General features: G+C 44.4%; 17 protein-coding genes. 13 read left to right on the top strand and 4 right to left on the bottom strand.

The window, feature by feature from the left end; all coding sequences use genetic code 11:
• Positions 1-17: 17 nt before the first annotated feature.
• The 3 genes from qoxB to qoxD are packed head-to-tail and all read left to right on the top strand — an operon-like array spanning position 18 to position 2971.
• Positions 18-1967 carry a cytochrome aa3 quinol oxidase subunit I gene (gene qoxB / locus BLL41_RS10240; protein WP_071577751.1) on the top strand — a complete coding sequence of 650 codons (1950 nt, stop codon included), beginning with the start codon at positions 18-20 and terminating at the stop codon, positions 1965-1967.
• 13 nt (positions 1968-1980) lie between these two features.
• Complete coding sequence (gene qoxC, locus BLL41_RS10235; protein WP_003227409.1) at positions 1981-2595, top strand: cytochrome aa3 quinol oxidase subunit III; 615 nt, start codon at positions 1981-1983, stop codon at positions 2593-2595.
• 1 nt (position 2596) lies between these two features.
• The gene (qoxD, locus tag BLL41_RS10230; RefSeq protein ID WP_003227410.1) at positions 2597-2971 is read left to right on the top strand and encodes a cytochrome aa3 quinol oxidase subunit IV; all 375 of its coding nucleotides are present in this window, start codon (positions 2597-2599) and stop codon (positions 2969-2971) included.
• Positions 2972-3012: 41 nt separating this feature from the next.
• Here the strand turns inward: qoxD and ywcE are convergent, their stop codons facing one another.
• Positions 3013-3276, bottom strand: a complete 264-nt coding sequence (gene ywcE / locus BLL41_RS10225; protein ID WP_003227411.1) for a spore morphogenesis/germination protein YwcE — start codon at positions 3274-3276, stop codon at positions 3013-3015.
• 229 nt (positions 3277-3505) lie between these two features.
• On the opposite strand from ywcE, the gene BLL41_RS10220 reads away from it, so the two are divergent.
• From BLL41_RS10220 to BLL41_RS10205, 4 genes are all read left to right on the top strand, one after another.
• Positions 3506-4651 carry a GNAT family N-acetyltransferase gene (locus BLL41_RS10220; protein ID WP_071577750.1) on the top strand — a complete coding sequence of 382 codons (1146 nt, stop codon included), beginning with the start codon at positions 3506-3508 and terminating at the stop codon, positions 4649-4651.
• 209 nt (positions 4652-4860) lie between these two features.
• Entirely contained in the window at positions 4861-6045 is a 1185-nt protein-coding gene (locus BLL41_RS10215) for an FtsW/RodA/SpoVE family cell cycle protein (RefSeq protein ID WP_040081457.1), read from the top strand.
• 105 nt (positions 6046-6150) lie between these two features.
• Positions 6151-6900: an oxygen-insensitive NADPH nitroreductase gene (nfsA, locus tag BLL41_RS10210; RefSeq protein ID WP_071577749.1), complete on the top strand. Its 750-nt coding sequence runs from the start codon at positions 6151-6153 to the stop codon at positions 6898-6900.
• Positions 6901-7074: 174 nt separating this feature from the next.
• Positions 7075-8076 carry an LLM class flavin-dependent oxidoreductase gene (locus BLL41_RS10205; RefSeq protein ID WP_071577748.1) on the top strand — a complete coding sequence of 334 codons (1002 nt, stop codon included), beginning with the start codon at positions 7075-7077 and terminating at the stop codon, positions 8074-8076.
• Between the two features lie 37 nt (positions 8077-8113).
• Here the strand turns inward: BLL41_RS10205 and vpr are convergent, their stop codons facing one another.
• Positions 8114-10534, bottom strand: a complete 2421-nt coding sequence (gene vpr, locus BLL41_RS10200; RefSeq protein ID WP_071577747.1) for a serine protease Vpr — start codon at positions 10532-10534, stop codon at positions 8114-8116.
• 530 nt (positions 10535-11064) lie between these two features.
• Between vpr and BLL41_RS10195 the strand changes: the two genes are divergently transcribed.
• Together BLL41_RS10195 and sacT are read left to right on the top strand one after the other, a co-directional pair.
• A complete protein-coding gene (locus BLL41_RS10195) occupies positions 11065-11367 on the top strand; it encodes a hypothetical protein (RefSeq protein WP_003222155.1) in 303 nt (100 codons plus the stop codon).
• A gap of 39 nt (positions 11368-11406) precedes the next feature.
• Complete coding sequence (sacT, locus tag BLL41_RS10190) at positions 11407-12237, top strand: sac operon transcriptional antiterminator SacT (RefSeq protein WP_071577746.1); 831 nt, start codon at positions 11407-11409, stop codon at positions 12235-12237.
• A gap of 38 nt (positions 12238-12275) precedes the next feature.
• On the opposite strand, the gene BLL41_RS10185 is transcribed toward sacT, so the two are convergent.
• Positions 12276-13046 (bottom strand): formate/nitrite transporter family protein, encoded by a 771-nt coding sequence (locus tag BLL41_RS10185; protein WP_071577745.1) that lies wholly within the window; start codon positions 13044-13046, stop codon positions 12276-12278.
• Positions 13047-13347: 301 nt separating this feature from the next.
• On the opposite strand from BLL41_RS10185, the gene scrA reads away from it, so the two are divergent.
• The 3 genes from scrA to BLL41_RS10170 all read left to right on the top strand — a co-directional run bounded on the left by scrA (position 13348) and on the right by BLL41_RS10170 (position 16511).
• Positions 13348-14733 carry a PTS system sucrose transporter subunit IIBC gene (gene scrA / locus BLL41_RS10180; RefSeq protein ID WP_069838465.1) on the top strand — a complete coding sequence of 462 codons (1386 nt, stop codon included), beginning with the start codon at positions 13348-13350 and terminating at the stop codon, positions 14731-14733.
• Positions 14730-16169: a sucrose-6-phosphate hydrolase gene (sacA, locus tag BLL41_RS10175; protein WP_071577744.1), complete on the top strand. Its 1440-nt coding sequence runs from the start codon at positions 14730-14732 to the stop codon at positions 16167-16169. The genes scrA and sacA overlap by 4 nt, the downstream gene beginning before the upstream one ends.
• A gap of 93 nt (positions 16170-16262) precedes the next feature.
• The gene (locus BLL41_RS10170) at positions 16263-16511 is read left to right on the top strand and encodes a hypothetical protein (RefSeq protein WP_071577743.1); all 249 of its coding nucleotides are present in this window, start codon (positions 16263-16265) and stop codon (positions 16509-16511) included.
• Positions 16512-16599: 88 nt separating this feature from the next.
• Here the strand turns inward: BLL41_RS10170 and BLL41_RS10165 are convergent, their stop codons facing one another.
• The gene (locus BLL41_RS10165; RefSeq protein WP_071577742.1) at positions 16600-17415 is read right to left on the bottom strand and encodes a bifunctional hydroxymethylpyrimidine kinase/phosphomethylpyrimidine kinase; all 816 of its coding nucleotides are present in this window, start codon (positions 17413-17415) and stop codon (positions 16600-16602) included.
• Positions 17416-17606: 191 nt separating this feature from the next.
• Here BLL41_RS10165 and BLL41_RS10160 point away from each other — a divergent pair, with 191 nt between their 5' ends.
• Positions 17607-18413, top strand: a complete 807-nt coding sequence (locus BLL41_RS10160; RefSeq protein WP_070548035.1) for a glycosyltransferase family 2 protein — start codon at positions 17607-17609, stop codon at positions 18411-18413.
• The last annotated feature ends 13 nt before the right edge of the window (positions 18414-18426 follow it).

Below are 18426 nucleotides of genomic sequence, written 5' to 3'. Positions count from 1 at the left end.
GAAAGGAGGAAGCCCGCATGAAAATGAGATGGGACGAATTTTTCGTAACTGGTGACCCATTAATTCTGGGCGCACAAGTTTCCATTGCGCTTTCAACCATTGCCATCATTGTTGTACTGACTTACTTCAAAAAGTGGAAATGGCTTTGGTCTGAATGGATAACTACTGTTGACCATAAAAAACTCGGAATCATGTATATTATATCTGCTGTAATTATGTTATTCCGCGGCGGTGTCGACGGTCTGATGATGCGTGCCCAGCTAGCGCTTCCGAATAACAGTTTTTTAGACTCAAACCACTATAATGAAATTTTTACAACTCACGGTACAATCATGATCATCTTCATGGCGATGCCGTTCTTAATCGGTCTTATCAACGTTGTTGTACCTCTTCAAATCGGTGCTCGCGACGTTGCGTTCCCTTACTTGAACAACCTGAGCTTCTGGACGTTCTTTGTAGGTGCGATGCTTTTCAATATTTCTTTCGTAATCGGAGGTTCTCCGAACGCAGGCTGGACGAGTTATATGCCGCTTGCAAGTAACGACATGAGCCCTGGGCCGGGTGAGAACTACTACCTCCTCGGACTTCAGATTGCCGGTATCGGTACCCTGATGACAGGGATCAACTTTATGGTAACAATCTTAAAAATGAGAACAAAAGGCATGACATTAATGCGTATGCCAATGTTCACATGGACAACACTGATCACAATGGTTATTATCGTGTTTGCGTTCCCTGTACTTACAGTAGCATTAGCACTTTTATCATTTGATCGTTTGTTCGGCGCTCACTTTTTCACATTGGAAGCAGGCGGTATGCCGATGCTTTGGGCTAACTTGTTCTGGATTTGGGGACATCCTGAAGTATATATCGTTATTCTTCCGGCGTTTGGTATTTTCTCGGAAATCATCTCAAGCTTTGCAAGAAAACAATTGTTTGGTTACAAAGCGATGGTTGGTTCTATTATCGCCATCTCTGTATTGAGTTTCTTAGTTTGGACTCACCACTTCTTCACAATGGGGAACAGTGCGTCCGTTAACTCATTCTTCTCAATTACGACAATGGCAATCTCAATCCCAACCGGGGTTAAAATCTTTAACTGGCTCTTTACGATGTATAAAGGCCGAATCAGCTTTACAACACCTATGCTGTGGGCGCTTGCGTTCATTCCTAACTTCGTTATCGGCGGGGTTACAGGGGTTATGCTTGCGATGGCAGCAGCGGATTATCAATACCATAATACGTACTTCCTTGTATCTCACTTCCACTATGTGCTGATCGCGGGTACTGTATTTGCTTGTTTCGCCGGATTTATTTTCTGGTATCCAAAAATGTTCGGCCACAAGCTGAACGAAAGAATCGGAAAATGGTTCTTCTGGATCTTTATGATCGGTTTCAATGTATGTTTCTTCCCTCAATATTTCTTGGGGCTTCAAGGCATGCCTCGCCGTATTTACACATACGGACCAAACGACGGCTGGACAACATTGAACTTTATCTCAACTGTCGGGGCTTTCATGATGGGTGTAGGATTCTTAATCCTTTGCTATAACATCTACTACAGCTTCCGTTACTCTACTCGTGAAATCAGCGGAGATTCATGGGGTGTAGGACGTACGCTTGATTGGGCGACTTCTTCTGCGATTCCGCCGCATTACAACTTTGCGGTGCTTCCTGAAGTCAAATCTCAAGATGCATTCCTGCATATGAAAGAAGAAAAAACTGAATTATACCCTGAAAGCAAATTCAAGAAAATCCATATGCCAAGCAACTCAGGCAGACCGTTCTTTATGTCTGTTGCCTTCGGTCTTGCTGGCTTTGGACTTGTCTTTGAATGGTACTGGATGGGCGTAGTCGGATTGATCGGAGTCCTGCTCTGCATGGTTCTGCGTTCATTCGAATACGACAATGGCTACTACATTAGTGTTGATGAAATAAAAGAGACGGAAAGAAAGATTTCCGAATAAGGAGGCGTGAGTTATGGAACATGCAGAACACGGCAATTCTAACGCGCCTATGGAATATCAATCTGAAACCGGCAGACTTAATATTCTCGGGTTTTGGATCTTTTTAGGGGCAGAAATTGTGTTGTTCTCAACACTATTTGCAACCTTCTTCGTTCTTAAAAACAGAACAGCTGGAGGTGTCTTGCCAGACGAACTATTTGAAGTCAATCTGGTAATGATTATGACGTTCTTGCTGCTGATCAGCAGCTTTACCTGCGGGATCGCTGTTCATGAAATGCGCCGCGGAAGTTTAAAAGGCGTTGTCATTTGGACAATTATCACTCTTCTTCTCGGTGCCGGCTTCGTCGGATGCGAGATCAACGAGTTTGTTCACTATGTGCATGAAGGAGCGGCTCTCAGTACAAGTGCGTTCTGGTCTGGATTCTTTGTTTTACTTGGAACTCACGGAACTCACGTAACAATCGGTATTTTCTGGATTACAGGAATTCTGATTCAGTTGAAGAAACGCGGCTTAACTCCGCAAACTTCATCTAAAATCTTTATCTCAAGCTTGTACTGGCACTTCTTAGATGTTGTATGGATTTTCATCTTTACAGGTGTCTATCTCATGGGATTGGGGGGTCTGTAAAATGGCAAACAAATCTGCTGAACACAGTCACTTTCCATGGAAACACATTGTAGGTTTTATCCTGTCTATCGTTTTGACCCTGCTGGCTCTATGGGTTGCAGTGTATACTGACCTGAGCTCATCAGCAAAACTTTGGATTATCTTCGGTTTCGCCTTCATTCAGGCGGCGCTGCAGCTTCTCATGTTCATGCACATGACAGAGAGCGAAAACGGCACAATCCAAGTCGGAAACACGCTGTTCGGATTCTTTGGCGCGATTGTTATCGTACTTGGATCCATCTGGATTTTCGCGGCTCACTATCACCATGGTGACCATATGGACGGAAATCCTCCTGGAGGCGCTGAACACTCAGAGCATTCAGGCCACAACGAATAATACAAAAACCCTCTTCGTTAGAAGAGGGTTTTTTGCTGTCTTCAGCTGCTTCGCTTTCTGCGAAGATACGGAAGACCGTAAATGATAAATGCTGCGATATGAGCGACAATGACGTTGACGGCAAACAAGATAATCATGAGAGTGTGTCCTAGTGGAGAAAGGCTTTCTGTTGCGTAAAAGAAGAAGAATACCCACATTAAGATGATTGGCGGAATAGCTGAGAGTGCGACTTTTTTGTTATCAAGCCAAATAAAGAGAGGCGTTGCGCTGGCAACCAGTAAGTAAGCAAAAAACATGTCCATCATACCCGTCTCCTTTCATTTTGTGATAACGTTTACAAAAATGAAATAGAGGAACTGAGTTTTGTCTGTTTTGTGATTGTTTTTTGAACATTCTGTTACAATTATTATACCATGTTTTCCAGAAATTGATACACGCTTTTAAAAAAATGAGTTAGACCTATCGTCTTATTTTTAAACGCTGTAAGATAGGAGAATGTACGGAGCTTTCTTTTTTAAAAGAAGGGGGATGCAGATGTATCAGGTAATAAAGCTTGAAAGAAAAGATTGGCGAGAAGTGATCCGCATGTCTGAATATGCTTTTCAGAAAGAACTCAGTGATGAGGAACGAGAAGAGAAAGTAAAAGCTTTAGAGAACCATTACATCATCGGAATAAAGGAACAAGACAAACTCTTCTCTAAGCTTCACATTATTCCCTTTTCTGTCATGCTTGGGGAGCAGGAGATGAAGATGGGGGGTATTGCTGGGGTGGCAACCTGGCCTGAATACAGAAGAAAAGGAACAGTAAAGGGACTTATTCGAAACGCTCTCATGGTCATGAAGAAAGAAAACCAAACCATCAGCTTTTTGCATCCGTTCCTAATCTCCTTTTACCGCAAATTTGGCTGGGAACTTTGTTTCTATCAAAAACGTCTGACTTACCTTAAAGAACAATTGCAAAAGCTAGGTGATACCTCTGGATACATGAGGAGGCTTCAAGAGAATGAAACAGATGCAGTGAATGCCATTTATAATCAGTATAGAACGAAGCATAATGGGCTAATGAAACGTTCAAAGGAGCACTGGACAGAGAAGATCGATGGTATGAAGGCTATGTATATCTCTGAAAATGGAGTGCCTTGTGGATATCTTGTGTATGACATCAAAAATAAAACGATGCGAGTTAAGGAATTTGTTTATTTAAACAGGGAGGCCCAGAGAGGTTTATGGAATTTTATTTGCCAGCATGATTCGATGCTAAATGAAGCGGAACTGACTGTACGGATGGAGGAAGATCTTGATTTTTTAACAGGAGAACCCCGAGTCAAACAAGAGATATATCCTTATAGTATGGCGCGTATCGTTGACGTTGAAGGTTTTTTACGGGAATATCCAAAATCTCGGCTGACAGCTCCCTTTGACTTTAAGGTAACGGATCAATGGGCGCCGTGGAATCAACAGACTTTCCGAGTCGAGTCCCAGCAGGTGCAGATCGTTCAGAAAGAGTCATCTGACTATCTAATAGAATGGAGCATATCTTCTTTAACCGCTTTCTTCCTAGGCGCCAGGAGTGCTCGTTTCCTTTTTGAAACAGGCATGATAAAAGGACCGGTATCGGAAATCAAACGGCTTGATGACGAATTTCAATTAAAACCTCCATTTCTTATGGATTTCTTTTAACCCCTTTTATAAGGGGGTTTTTTTCATTTGAAAAGTTTTGTGTCATTCGAAACGTTTTGGTTTATGATACGTCATATTTCGTGTAGCTGAAAAAGCGCTGTAGATGCGCAAAAAACATAAAAGGAAACGAGCTTCACGTGTCATCTTGAACGTGGTTCATGTATAATAAACATTAGTGATTTTCCGATGAAAATGTAAGGCGGGATAGAATGAGTCGATATAAGAAACAGCAAAGCCCCTTTTACCAGGGGGATTTGATTTTTATATTTGGTGTGTTTTTTATTATAAGCGTATTGGCGATTTATGCTGCCGGTCAGTTTGGGCAGTATGGAGATAATGCCTGGACGAAACAAATTATTTATTATGCTTTGGGGGCTATTGCCATTTCGGTGCTGCTGTATTTCGATTTGGAGCAGCTTGAAAAACTGAGTTTATATGTATTTTTATTCGGGATTTTGCTTCTTTTGATATTGAGAGTCAGTCCTGAGTCTATTGCACCAGTGAAAAACGGTGCAAAAAGCTGGTTTCAGTTTGGTTCTGTAACGTTACAGCCCTCTGAATTTATGAAAATCGGGCTCATGATGATGGTAGCCTCAGTGATTTCAAAAGCAAGCCCTAAAAAAATCCGAACGCTCAGAGATGATGTGCATCTTTTGCTTAAGATTGCAGGTGTATCGGTAGTGCCGATCGGACTTATCCTTCTTCAGGATGCTGGTACAGCTGGGATATGTATGTTTATTGTGATTGTCATGATTTTTATGTCAGGAGTAAACTGGAAGCTGATCGCAATCATTGGTGGTTCTGGTATCTTACTTATTTCTCTTATCTTGTTAGTGATGATTAATTTTCCTGATGCTGCTAAATCAGTTGGAATTCAAGAGTATCAAATAAAGAGGGTAACATCTTGGGTTTCTGATACAAATGGAACAACTCAGGAAGATGCAAATAGCAGTTGGCAGGTTGATCAGGCTGTTATGGCTATCGGCTCAGGAGGCATTGTCGGAAATGGAGTACACAATTTGAAGGTGTATGTACCAGAAGGACAGACCGACTTTATCTTCGCTATTTTGGGTGAAAGCTTCGGCTTTATAGGCTGTGCGATTGTTGTCATCATGTTCTTCTTTTTAATCTACAGGCTTGTCGTTCTGATAGACAAAATACATCCGTTTAACCGTTTCGCTTCTTTCTTTTGCGTTGGCTATACGGCGTTAATTGTGATCCACACATTCCAGAATATCGGAATGAACATCGGCATTATGCCTGTTACCGGGATTCCGCTGCTGTTTGTCAGCTATGGGGGAAGTTCGACACTGTCCACGTTAATCGGATTTGGGATTGTATATAATGCGAGTGTGCAGCTGACGAAATACAGAAGTTATCTCTTTAATTCTTAAGATGAAGGCAGCCTTTTCAGAGGCTGTCTTTTTTTGTGCAGAGCATTTCACTTTTGAGATCACTTTTTTTCGGATATGATAAAAAGAGATAAGGAGGTTCTTGTGATGAATAACACAATCGAAACCATTTTGAATCATCGGTCAATCCGGTCTTTTACTGATCAGCTTTTGACAGCTGAAGAAATTGATACATTAGTGAAAAGTGCGCAGGCTGCGTCTACATCCAGCTATGTGCAGGCATATTCGATTATCGGGGTTTCTGATCCTGAGAAAAAACGTGAGCTGTCTGTGCTTGCTGGGAATCAGCCTTACGTTGAGAAGAACGGGCACTTTTTTGTATTTTGTGCGGATTTGTACCGCCATCAACAACTGGCTGAGGAAAAAGGTGAACATATTTCTGAGCTGCTCGAGAATACGGAAATGTTTATGGTTAGCTTGATTGATGCGGCGCTGGCAGCGCAAAATATGAGCATTGCGGCTGAATCTATGGGGCTTGGCATTTGCTATATCGGCGGCATTCGGAATGAACTGGACAAGGTGACAGAGGTGCTGCAAACGCCTGACCATGTGCTCCCGCTTTTCGGGCTGGCAGTAGGCCATCCAGCGAACCTATCCGGCAAAAAACCAAGACTGCCAAAGCAGGCCGTTTATCATGAGAATACGTATAATGTGAACACAGACGATTTCCGTCATACTATGAACACGTATGACAAGACCATTTCTGATTACTATAGAGAAAGAACAAACGGGCAGCGGGATGAAACGTGGTCCGATCAAATACTGAACTTTATGAAGCAGAAGCCGCGTACGTATTTAAATGACTACGTGAAAGAAAAGGGCTTTAATAAAAACTAAAGCCAACCTCTCCGTCTTGGAGGGGTTTTTATGTTTCACGTGTAACATATTCCGACAAATAGGGACATGCTTTCACAAATAAATGGCGAATGATAGGGGACACTGATAAGCAGTGTGAGCGGCTTTGGAGAAAAAATAGGAGATCAGTGATACGATGAGGATGAGGTGGTAAGGATGGTTTCATTAAGTATATTAGATCAATCTCCAGTATCAGAGGGCAGCAATGCAGAAACGGCCTTACAGCAAACCGTTGCACTCGCCCAAGCTGCTGAGGATCTTGGATATAAGAGATTTTGGGTTTCTGAGCATCACTTTTCAAAACGGCTGGCAGGGTCCAGTCCTGAGGTGCTCATCAGTCATATAGCGGCGAAAACAAAGCGAATCCGTGTTGGATCAGGAGGAGTCATGCTGCCGCATTACAGTGCTTATAAAGTAGCTGAAAACTTCCGTGTGCTGGAGGGGCTGACGCCGGGAAGAATTGATCTGGGGCTTGGCAGAGCACCGGGGGGAATGCCGATTGCATCATGGGCGCTGAATGACGGCGGAAAGCGCAATGCTGATCAGTATCCGCAGCAAATCAAGGAGCTGGCTATGTATTTGCATGATTTGGCGGATGACAAACACCGTTTTCCGAATTTGACGGCTGCGCCGCATATTTCAACTGCTCCGGATGTGTGGCTGCTCGGCTCATCTGGAGAAAGCGCGCTGCTCGCAGCTGAATCTGGCGCCGGCTATATGTTTGCCCATTTTATCAATGGAGAAGGCGGAGAGGGTACTGTCAGACAGTATAAGAGACGATTCAAACCGTCTGTGTTAGGAGATACGCCTCGAGCGGCAGTTGCTGTTTTTGTTCTTTGTGCTGACACGGAGGAGAAGGCAGAGGAGCTTGGGTCTGTGCTTGATTTTACGCTTTTGGCGGGAGAGCAGGGTATTCCTTTAGAGGGAGTTCCTTCGTATGAAGCTGTTCGGAAAAATACGTATTCCCCTTATGAACAGAGACGAATTGCTGATAATCGAAATCGAATGATTGTTGGTACGAAAGAACAGGTTAAGGAGCAGCTGCTAGCTTTGAGTAAAGCGTATGAAACAGAGGAAATCATGGTGGTGACCATCACGCATCATTTTGAAGATAAGCTCCGATCGTATCGCTTATTGCAGGAGGCGTTTGCTGACTGATCTTTAAAAAGCCCTGCCGATTTGGCAGGGCTTCTTCTTATTCAACAGTGAAAGGCTCTTCGGTCAAAATCTGGCTTGATTTGCCTTTGTTCGCGGCATAGGCGAGCAAGTAATACTCTCCGGCCGGAAGTTTGGTTCCGCCATTAATCGTGCCGTCCCAATCAAAGTACTGATAACCTTTATCTTGATTTTTATAAATGCCTGCTTGGCCTGCAAAATCAAGGTTGCTGTCATAGACGAGAAACGCCAGCTCTTCCGCTCCCGCAGGAAGGTAGGTTTCAATTTGATAGGTGCCTTGTACAGACCCTTCACTGACGGAGACAGATGTGACTCTCGGATAATCGGGCTCTTTCACAATCAACAGTGTAGGTACCTTAGCGACCGTTTTTCCGCCTTCTCTGACGATAACCGTACCTTCATAGGTGCCAGCTTTTGTTTTCTTCGTATTGACCTTTACTTTTGCAGTGGCTTTCCCGGTTTGATGTGCCGGAATCACAACACGGCTGGTCCCGGATGTGGAGATGCCGCTGCCGTTAAATGAATATTCCAGTGTGTATGACTTTCTAATGGAAGATTGATTTTCAATCGTAAACGTTTCTTTTTTCGTTTCATTTCCGTTTTCCTTCAAGAATGTTCCGTATGAATAGCTTCCAGGTGAGACGAGCGAATCGGCTTTGATCGCGTTCATGATTCTTGCGCTGCCCGCGCCTTGGGCATTATGCGGATATACTTCCCCATCGCCATCCTTTAAAGTGACGGCGGTATTCATGATGGCAGCTTTAATCTGTTCAACGCTCCATTTTGGTTTGGCTTGTTTAATAACGGCAACAGCTCCGGCGATATGAGGCGATGCCATGCTTGTTCCTTGTTTTGATCCGTAGCCGTATGGATGGTCAGGATTGTGTGTTGGGATCGTGCTGACGATATTGACCCCTGGCGCGGAAATATCAGGCTTAATCATCCACGTATCCATAACAGGGCCACGTGATGAGAAATCAGCCACTTGTTCACCGAGCGCTTTTGAGACCGTCAATTTGAATGTTGTTTTTGTCTCACCAGCTTTCAGGGCGCTGACGAGTTTTTCGCCGTCTTCTAATGAAAGCTTAATCGTTGGGACAGACATGCCTGGCACATTGGCTTCAATTTCTCCAGTGAAGTTGTTATACACAACCATGCCGATGGCACCGGCCTTTTTAGCGTTATCTGCTTTATCCACAAATGCAATGCTGCCTCGTTTGACAACGGCGACTTTGCCTGTCAGATCTTTTCCTTCAAAGTCCTTTGCTTCGCCGATTCCCGCTTCGACAAGCTCAACTTCTTTGTTATTGAGTGCTTTGACGTCGTCCTCCTTGTTATAGCCCATCACTTTTGCTGAAGAGTAGGAACCAAATTTTACAGCGTATTCATTGAGCGGCAGCTGAGTAGCACCGACAGAAATCGCTTCTCTTGATGTGCCAGGCGATCCGACTGTCCAGCCGTTCGGTCCGCTGTTGCCGTTTGATGTAACAGCGACAACCCCTTCTGACATGGCCCAGTCAAGTGCTGTGCTTGTCGCCCAGTCCGGGTTGTTTAAAGAGTTTCCGAGAGACAGGTTCATGATATCTGCTCCGTCCTGTACAGCGCGTTCCACGCCCGCAATGACGTTTTCCGTTGTGCCGCTTCCGCCAGGGCCTAACACACGATAAGCAAGAAGTGTGGCATCAGGCGCTACGCCTTTAATCGTTCCGTTTGCAGCCACAGTTCCGGCTACGTGTGTGCCATGGTCAGTCGCTCCGCCTCTCGGATCGCCGGTTGGTGTTTCTTTTGGATCGTAATCATTGTCCACAAAATCGTATCCTTTATATTGTCCAAAGTTTTTCTTCAGATCTGGGTGATTGTATTCAACCCCAGTATCAATAATCGCCACCTTGACGCCTTTTCCTGTGTAGCCTAAATCCCATGCATCGTTTGCTCCGATATAAGGCGCACTGTCATCCATTTGCGGTGATACGGCGTCTTCGGAGATTGTGACGTCTTTATCCTTCATATTGTCTGTTTTATACGTGACGTTCGGGTATACTGCCTTAACGTCTTTTACCGCGAGAAGTTTTGGAATCTCATTAGCTGGGAGTTTCATAGAGAAGCCTGAGAATACGTGCTCATATTCCCGATTTACTTTTCCGTTTTTCACCGCTTTGATTGCTTTGTTTTTTGCTTTTGTGCGAGCGGTTTTCAGCTTGCTTTTCGATTGGCTTTCTCCAGCTTCCTTCGCTTCTGCCAAGGATTTTTCTTTTAATTCCACTATAACGGTTGTTTTTTTGCTTGTTGTCATGTCGATATCACCGAATACCTCGGCTTTTTCTAGGTTAACCGACGTTTTTGAAGATGCCGGAGCGGCCTTGACGCCCGTAATACCTGTGGATAACGCGAAAAATAAGACGAAACTGACAAGCAGAAAGCGAATGATCCCCTTTTTCAATGTGTTTCCCCCTTTGTATTTAGAAAAAATGTGAAAGATCTAGTATATATTTCTTGAAAATTCAAAAAAATCCTTGTGTCATTTGGACCATTTATTGGATTTTGTTTGTGTATAAGGAAGGAGTTATACACAGAACCCTGTGTATAAGTGAATAAACCTGTGTATATATATAGTTGGGAATAAATGTTCGTATACAAAATATAGATAGAGTTTGTGGACATGTGGATATCTCTTGTGATTAAGTTGTTCTTATCTTTGGGATAACTTGTGTATAAAGTTTTCAAAGCGGTTCTCCAATTTTCATTTCAATTCTTTCAGCTTTCAACAAAACTTCTAAAAACTAGTTGGTTTTTTCACTCATATTGTGACAAAGAATTCTCTTTCCACGGTCTATCATAGAGTCATGAGTTTTGCTAGAGCTGCTAGTTTGCAAGAAAAGAAATCGGCCGTCTTTTCCTGCGGGCTGCGGCTGAGAAAACGGGCTGCTAAAAAAGGCTGCCTGCCAAAAAGAAGCGGAGGGATGTTTTTCTATGAAACGTTTGCTTGTATCTTTACGGGTGTGGATGGTCTTTTTGATGAACTGGGTGACGCCGGACAGAAAAACTGCGGCTGCCGCGGTCTACTCGGCTCAGCGTACATACCAAAGAAAGGCGGCGGTGCAGGCCGCGGGACTTGTTTCGTTTTATGAATGGCGAATGGCTGTGAATGAGGAAGAAAAACAGAAAGCGAAAGCCGCCGCGCTTTATAAAAGAAGGTGTTTGCAAGCCTTCAAGGAATCGCCAAAGCAGGAGAGAGCGGGCCCGCATCTTTACATGGCGGTCAAAAGGAGGTAAAATCCCAGTCAAAAGCAAATTGGCGGGAGAGATAACCTCTTGAAAATCTATAAAGTATTAAACAACAATGCGGCTTTAATAAAAGAGGATGATCAGGAAAAAATCGTGATGGGACCGGGAATCGCTTTTCAAAAAAAGAAAAACGATCTCATCCCTATGAATAAAGTGGAAAAAATCTTTGTCGTGCGCGATGAGAATGAAAAATTCAAACAAATCCTGCAAACACTGCCGGAGGAGCATATAGAAATAGCTGAGGATATCATCAGCTATGCGGAAGGGGAGCTCGCGGCGCCGCTGAGCGACCACATTCATATCGCGCTTTCTGACCATTTGTCCTTTGCGATCGAAAGGGTTCAAAATGGGCTGCTTGTGCAGAATAAATTGCTGCATGAGATAAAAGCGCTCTATAAAAAAGAATACGAGATCGGCCTTTGGGCGATCGGACATGTAAAAGAGACATTGGGCGTGTCTCTGCCTGAAGATGAAGCGGGTTATATTGCCCTTCACATCCATACGGCCAAGATGGATGCGGAGAGCATGTATTCAGCTTTGAAGCATACGACCATGATCAAAGAAATGATAGAGAAAATAGAACAATACTTTAATCGAAAGGTGGATGAAAACAGCATTTCCTATCAACGCCTTGTCACGCATTTGCGATACGCGGTCAGCCGGTTGGAATCAAATGAAGCGCTCCATCATATGGACGAGGAGATGCTTTATTTCATCCAAAAAAAGTATTCATTTGCCTATCAATGTGCGCTGGAACTGGCGGAGTTTTTGAAAAATGAATATCATTTACATTTGCCGGAATCCGAGGCCGGCTATATCACGCTGCATGTCCAGCGTCTTCAAGATCTCTCGGAATAACCGCTTTGACTTGCAGGGAGTGATCTCTGGAAGTTTTTTTATTGATCAGGATTGAGTGTGTAGTACATCCAGCCCATCATGACCATTCCCGCGGTCAGATTCCCGAGCGTAACGGGAATTAAATTTCTGACTGCTCCCATCAGTGTCACTGTATCAGGGTGCTCGACCAAAAGTGAGATGGCGAATGTGCACATATTGGCAATGCTGTGTTCAAAGCCGGAAATAAAGAAGCAGAAAACGAAAAGCATCATGGTAAAGAGCTTTGCTCCTTCCCCTTTGAGAGCCATTGGAATGAAAAAGGCGAGGCACACAAGCCAATTGCACAGCAATCCTCTGAAAAACAGTTCGGAAGCCGGCGGCTCCATTTTGTGTTCTGCCAGATGAATCAAAAAGGAATGTACGGAAGACTCCTCAAAAAGTCCTGTCGCGCTGATCAGGATGGCAAACAGAATGGCGCCGATTAAATTGCCGGCATAGCTTGACATCCACAAGTACAGGGTGTCGCGCCAGCGGAGTTTTTTTCGGAGCGCGGTATAGGTGAAATAAAAGGTGTTGCCGGTAAATAAATCTCCGCCTCCGTAAGCGATCATCAGAATAGCGGCCCCGAAAGTGACAGCGGCAGCGGGAAAGGCAAATGGAGAATCAGCCATAAAGAAATAGCTGCCGGTTTTACTTGCGGCTGTAATGCCAAAACCAATAAACATACTGGCCAAAATGGACCGAAGCACATAACGGATTTTGCTTGAAGCGAATATGTTTTGTTTTTTTAAAGCGTACTGTTCAACCTTTTGCAATGCTTGAGTTTCCATGGTCTTTTCCTGCTTTCTTTCATGATTGAGCATAGTATAGCATGATATTGTGAACTATTTCACAAGTATTTTTTACGAATTTTTGTCTACATGTTTTATCAAACTATTTAACTAAAAAGCAGTTGACGAAAACGCTGTCATGTTTTATGATGAAAGCGTATTCTCAATCTGAATAAGCGGGATTGTGACTGGTAAAGCAGGCAAGACCTAAAATTTGCGTAAATGAAAAAAGGATCGCTGTGTCCTTTATTCGTTGGCGAATTTTAGGTCTTTTTTGTTTAAATAAAAGGGGGAGAAACAGATGGATTACAAAGAGACTGCAAAACGCCTCATTGAGCTTCTCGGAGGGAAAGATAACATTATCAGCGCGGCTCATTGTGCAACAAGACTGCGTTTAGTGATGAAAGATGAATCAAAGATAGATCAAGCACAGGTTGAAGAGCTTGATGGTGTCAAAGGGGCCTTCAGCAGCTCTGGCCAGTACCAGATCATTTTCGGAACAGGCCTTGTGAATAAAGTATTCGATGCTTTTTCTAAAGAAGCTGATATTGAGCGTGAGGAACACGTCAATCATCAGGATGCGGCAAAAGAAAAGCTGAATCCCGCTGCGAGATTTGCGAAAACGCTTTCTAATATTTTTGTTCCAATTATCCCGGCTATTGTGGCCAGCGGCCTGTTAATGGGATTGCTGGGTATGATCAATGCGTTTCATTGGATGAGCAAGGATTCTGCAGTTTTTCAGCTGCTTGATATGTTTTCAAGTGCAGCATTCATTTTCTTGCCGATTCTAATCGGAGTAAGCGCTTCAAAAGAATTTGGCAGCAACCCGTACTTGGGAGCAGTCATTGGGGGAATCATGATTCATCCAAACCTTTTGAATCCATGGGGTTTGGCTGAAGCGACACCTGATTATATGCATCTTTTCGGATTGGATATCGCGCTTCTAGGCTATCAGGGAACTGTCATCCCTGTTCTGCTGGCGGTTTATGTAATGAGCAAGGTAGAGAAATGGACAAGAAAAGTGGTTCCGCATGCGGTAGATTTGCTTGTTACACCTTTTGTTACTGTAATTGTCACCGGGTTTGTTGCTTTTATCGCGATTGGCCCTCTGGGAAGAGCGCTTGGCTCCGGGATTACGGTTGCTTTAACTTATGTGTATGACCATGCTGGTTTTGTTGCAGGTTTGATTTTCGGGGGCACGTATTCACTCATCGTACTGACAGGTGTTCATCACAGCTTCCATGCGATTGAGGCGGGGCTAATTGCAGATATAGGAAAAAACTACTTGCTGCCGATCTGGTCAATGGCAAATGTCGCACAGGGCGGGGCAGGCCTTGCCGTCTTCTTTATGGCGAAAAAGGCAAAGACAAAAGAAATCGCGCTTCCGGCTGCATTTTCCGCTTTTCTTGGCATTACTGAGCCCGTCATATTCGGAGTTAATCTTCGCTACCGAAAACCGTTTATCGCCGCGATGATCGGAGGCGCATTGGGCGGTGCTTATGTCGTCTTTACTCATGTTGCTGCAAACGCTTATGGGTTAACGGGTATTCCGATGATCGCCATTGCTGCGCCGTTTGGCATGGGCAACTTGATCAACTATCTGATTGGGATGGCCATTGCGGCAGTGTCAGCGTTCATTGCAGCTTTTGTCATGAAGATTAATGAGGATGAGGGGAGAAAAAAATGACAGCACATGACCAGGAGCTTCGTCGCCAGGCTTATGATGAAGTGGAGAAAAAAGAATCTATCGCTGACAGCGATCCGCATCGCCAGCATTTTCACATCATGCCGCCGGTTGGGCTGCTGAATGACCCGAATGGCGTGATTTATTGGAAGGGCACCTATCATGTATTCTTTCAGTGGCAGCCGTTTCAGACGGGGCACGGCGCGAAATTTTGGGGGCATTATACGACACAGGATGTTGTGAATTGGAAGCGGGAAGAGATTGCGCTGGCTCCGAGTGATTGGTTCGATAAAAACGGCTGCTACTCGGGCAGCGCTGTCCCGAAAGATGATCAGCTCTATCTGTTTTACACAGGAAATGTCAGGGATCAGGATGGAAATCGGGAAACGTATCAATGCCTTGCTGTTTCTGACGACGGGCTGACCTTTGAGAAAAAGGGTGTTGTCGCCCGCCTCCCGAAAGGATATACGCCCCATTTTCGCGACCCGAAGGTATGGGAGCATGAAGGTACATGGTATATGGTGATTGGTGCGCAAACGGAAAATTTGAAAGGACAGGCTGTATTGTTTGCTTCTGATAACCTGACAGAGTGGCGATTTCTTGGCCCGATAACTGGCGCAGGCTTCAACGGGCTGGAGGATTTTGGGTACATGTGGGAATGCCCTGATTTGTTTACTCTTCAAGGTTCCGACGTGCTGATTGTTTCGCCTCAAGGGCTTGAGGCTGACGGTTACCTTTATCAGAACGTATATCAATCAGGTTATTTTGTCGGGCGTCTCGATTATAACAAGCCTGAACTGAAGCATGGTGATTTTAGGGAGCTTGATCAAGGTTTTGATTTTTACGCGCCGCAAACACTTGAAGATGATCAGGGCAGACGAATTTTGTTTGCTTGGATGGCTGTGCCTGACCAGGATGAAGGATCTCATCCAACGATTGACTATCACTGGATTCACTGCATGACGCTGCCGAGACAGCTGACGCTATCAGGCCAGAAGCTGATTCAGCAGCCGCTGCCTGAGCTGAAAGCCATGCGCAGAAACGAGAAGAAATTACAAATCCACATGCACGAATCATCTGGCACACTTCCAGTGGAAAACCCTGAAAGAGCTGAGATCTTGCTGGAAGACATTCATACGGAGTCCGGTTTTTCAATCAGTATCCGCGGAACGGCTTCGTTTTCCTTCCATAAAGACGAGGGGATTGTAACGCTGGAACGAAAGAGCTTTGACGGAAAAAGAACAGAAGCAAGACATTGCCGCATCAAGGATTTGCATACCGTACACATGTTTCTCGACGCGTCATCTGTGGAAATCTTTATGAATAACGGAGAAGAGGTTTTTAGTGCAAGATATTTTCCTTTCCCGGGAAATCATGAAGTAACAGCCAGTTCGACCGGGAAATCTGAAATGAATGTCGGAATTTGGACACTTATGTAGAAAATCCTTCTATTTTCTTATGTGAAATCTAAGCCATCTGTGCTATTCTTCAACGATAACCTACTATTTTTTTCTGTAAAAGGAGTTGTTTTCTTGAATATACATGAACAGAAGATAACACCGGCATGTTTGGAAAAGGCTGCGGACCAAGTTGAAGATAAGCGGGAAGAATATAAGGATGTGCTGCTTCAGCTGAAAAAAATGCTTGGCGGAACAACACCGCACAGTGAAACGGCGGAAATTCTCACGCGGGCATATGAACAAATGAAGGAATATGCACTTTTTGTTCAGTCGATAGAAACATTTTTGAGGAAATCTGCAAACAATTTAAAAATCAAATAAACAGGCTGCCGATGGGATCGGCAGTTTTTTCTGTGAAAAGTCTTCGGTGATTTAAAAGCGGCTGCCTCTCTGTAAGGCAGCCGCTTTTTTATGATTGTTGATTCAGGCGCAGAGCAGAATGCTTCGTAGGTCCGACGTACTGATTTAACGGGAAGGATTCTTTAATGGCAGCTGTGATGAATTCTTTAGCTGCATAAATGGCTTCTTTGACTTCCGCACCTTTGGCAAGCTCCGCTGTCACGGCTGCTGAGAATGTACAGCCTGCGCCATGTGTATAAGGCGTATCGATCATTTCGCTTTCAAGGACTTCCACTGTTTCTCCGTCATAGAGAACATCAATGGCTTTCTCGTGTTTGAGTTTGCCTCCGCCTGTAATGACGACATATTGAGCGCCGAGTGCATGAATTTTTTTCGCGGCTTCGATCATATCGTCAACTGTTTTTAGTTCATCCATGCCGCTGAGCTGGCTGGCTTCAAACAAGTTTGGCGTAATGACAGTGGCTAGCGGAGCCAATTGCTCACGCAGGGCTTGGGCATGCTCTGGATAAAGGACTTCATTAGCACCTTTGCAAACCATAACCGGGTCAATTACCACATTTTTTAATTGTTTTTCTTTGATCGTTTTTGCCGCAAGCTCGATTATGTCAACGGTTGGCAGCATTCCTGTTTTCATGGCGTCCACACCGATGCCGTCCGTAATTGTTGCAAGCTGGGCGCGGATTGTATCAGTATCGATCGGGAATACCTGATGGTCCCAGCTGTTGTTTGGGTCCATCGCAACGATCACCGTTAAGGCGGTCATCCCGTATACGTTTTTTTCTTGAAATGTTTTTAAATCAGCTTGAATCCCAGCACCGCCGCTGGAATCTGAGCCGGCAATGGTGAGTGCTTTATGCATAGACATGTCTTGAACCTCCATCGTGTTTTGTCTTTCATTATAGTTAGATTTTCTCTGTATCACAATATAGAAGGCTTAGCAATTCATCTAGTATTTTCATTAACACCTTATCCGGTTTCAGTAGGATATTCCCACTGATCTCCCGTCCAATATATGTTTTAATAGTACATGACTATGAAAATGAGAAGGAGAGCATCATGAAGATTTCTATCGTAATTGTGACCTATAATCGGATTCCGGCTTTGTGTGAGCTTCTGGAGTCGATTTCCCGCCAGACCTTGAAGCCGTATGAAATTATTATTGTGAATGATGCGGGGGAATCGGTCGTGCCGGTCAAAGCACTGTATCCGGAGCTGCCGATTGCTGTCATCAATTTAGAAAAGAACTCGGGGCATGTGGCTGCGAGAAATGCCGGTGTAAAAGAGGCGTCTGGCGATTGCATTATGCTGTGTGATGACGATGATTTCTTTACGCCAGGGCATGTCGAGAAAATGGCAAAGGAAATAGAAACGGCAGACTTCGTTCATTCTGATGCGGAAATAGTTTCGTTTGAAGAGAAAAACGGAACAAGGTATCCAGTGTCACGGAAATTGTTTGCTTATACCGCTGACTATGAGGATATGAGAGTGTTTTCTACATACGTGCCGTCGGGCAGCATGTACAGACGTTTTCTGCATGATGAAATCGGGTATTTCGATGCTGATGTGCACAATTACTGGGATTGGGATTTTTATTTACGCGTGGCCAAGGATTACCGGGTGAAGCGTGTCCCTTGCGCCAGTGTGATTTATGCCTTCAGTGACGCGGGAGACAATCAGTCTGCGGACCTTGGCGCTAAGCGGAAGCAATATTTGGATCGGTTAAGTGAAAAGCACGGACTCGGGGAGCTGCCGACGAAAAACTTTGCCGTCCTGCTTGAAGAGCCTGAGATGAAGAGGCGGGAAGCAAAAAGTGAAATGGTTTGGGATGGCGAGCCTGTCTATTCCAGACTTCATCGTTCGTAAGGGGGCCTGAATC

This window comes from Bacillus sp. FMQ74, from assembly GCF_001875785.1.
Classification (GTDB): Bacteria; Bacillota; Bacilli; order Bacillales; family Bacillaceae; genus Bacillus; species Bacillus stercoris.
Note: the sequence above shows the minus strand (reverse complement) of the source record. Positions and strands in the feature narration are given on the sequence as shown.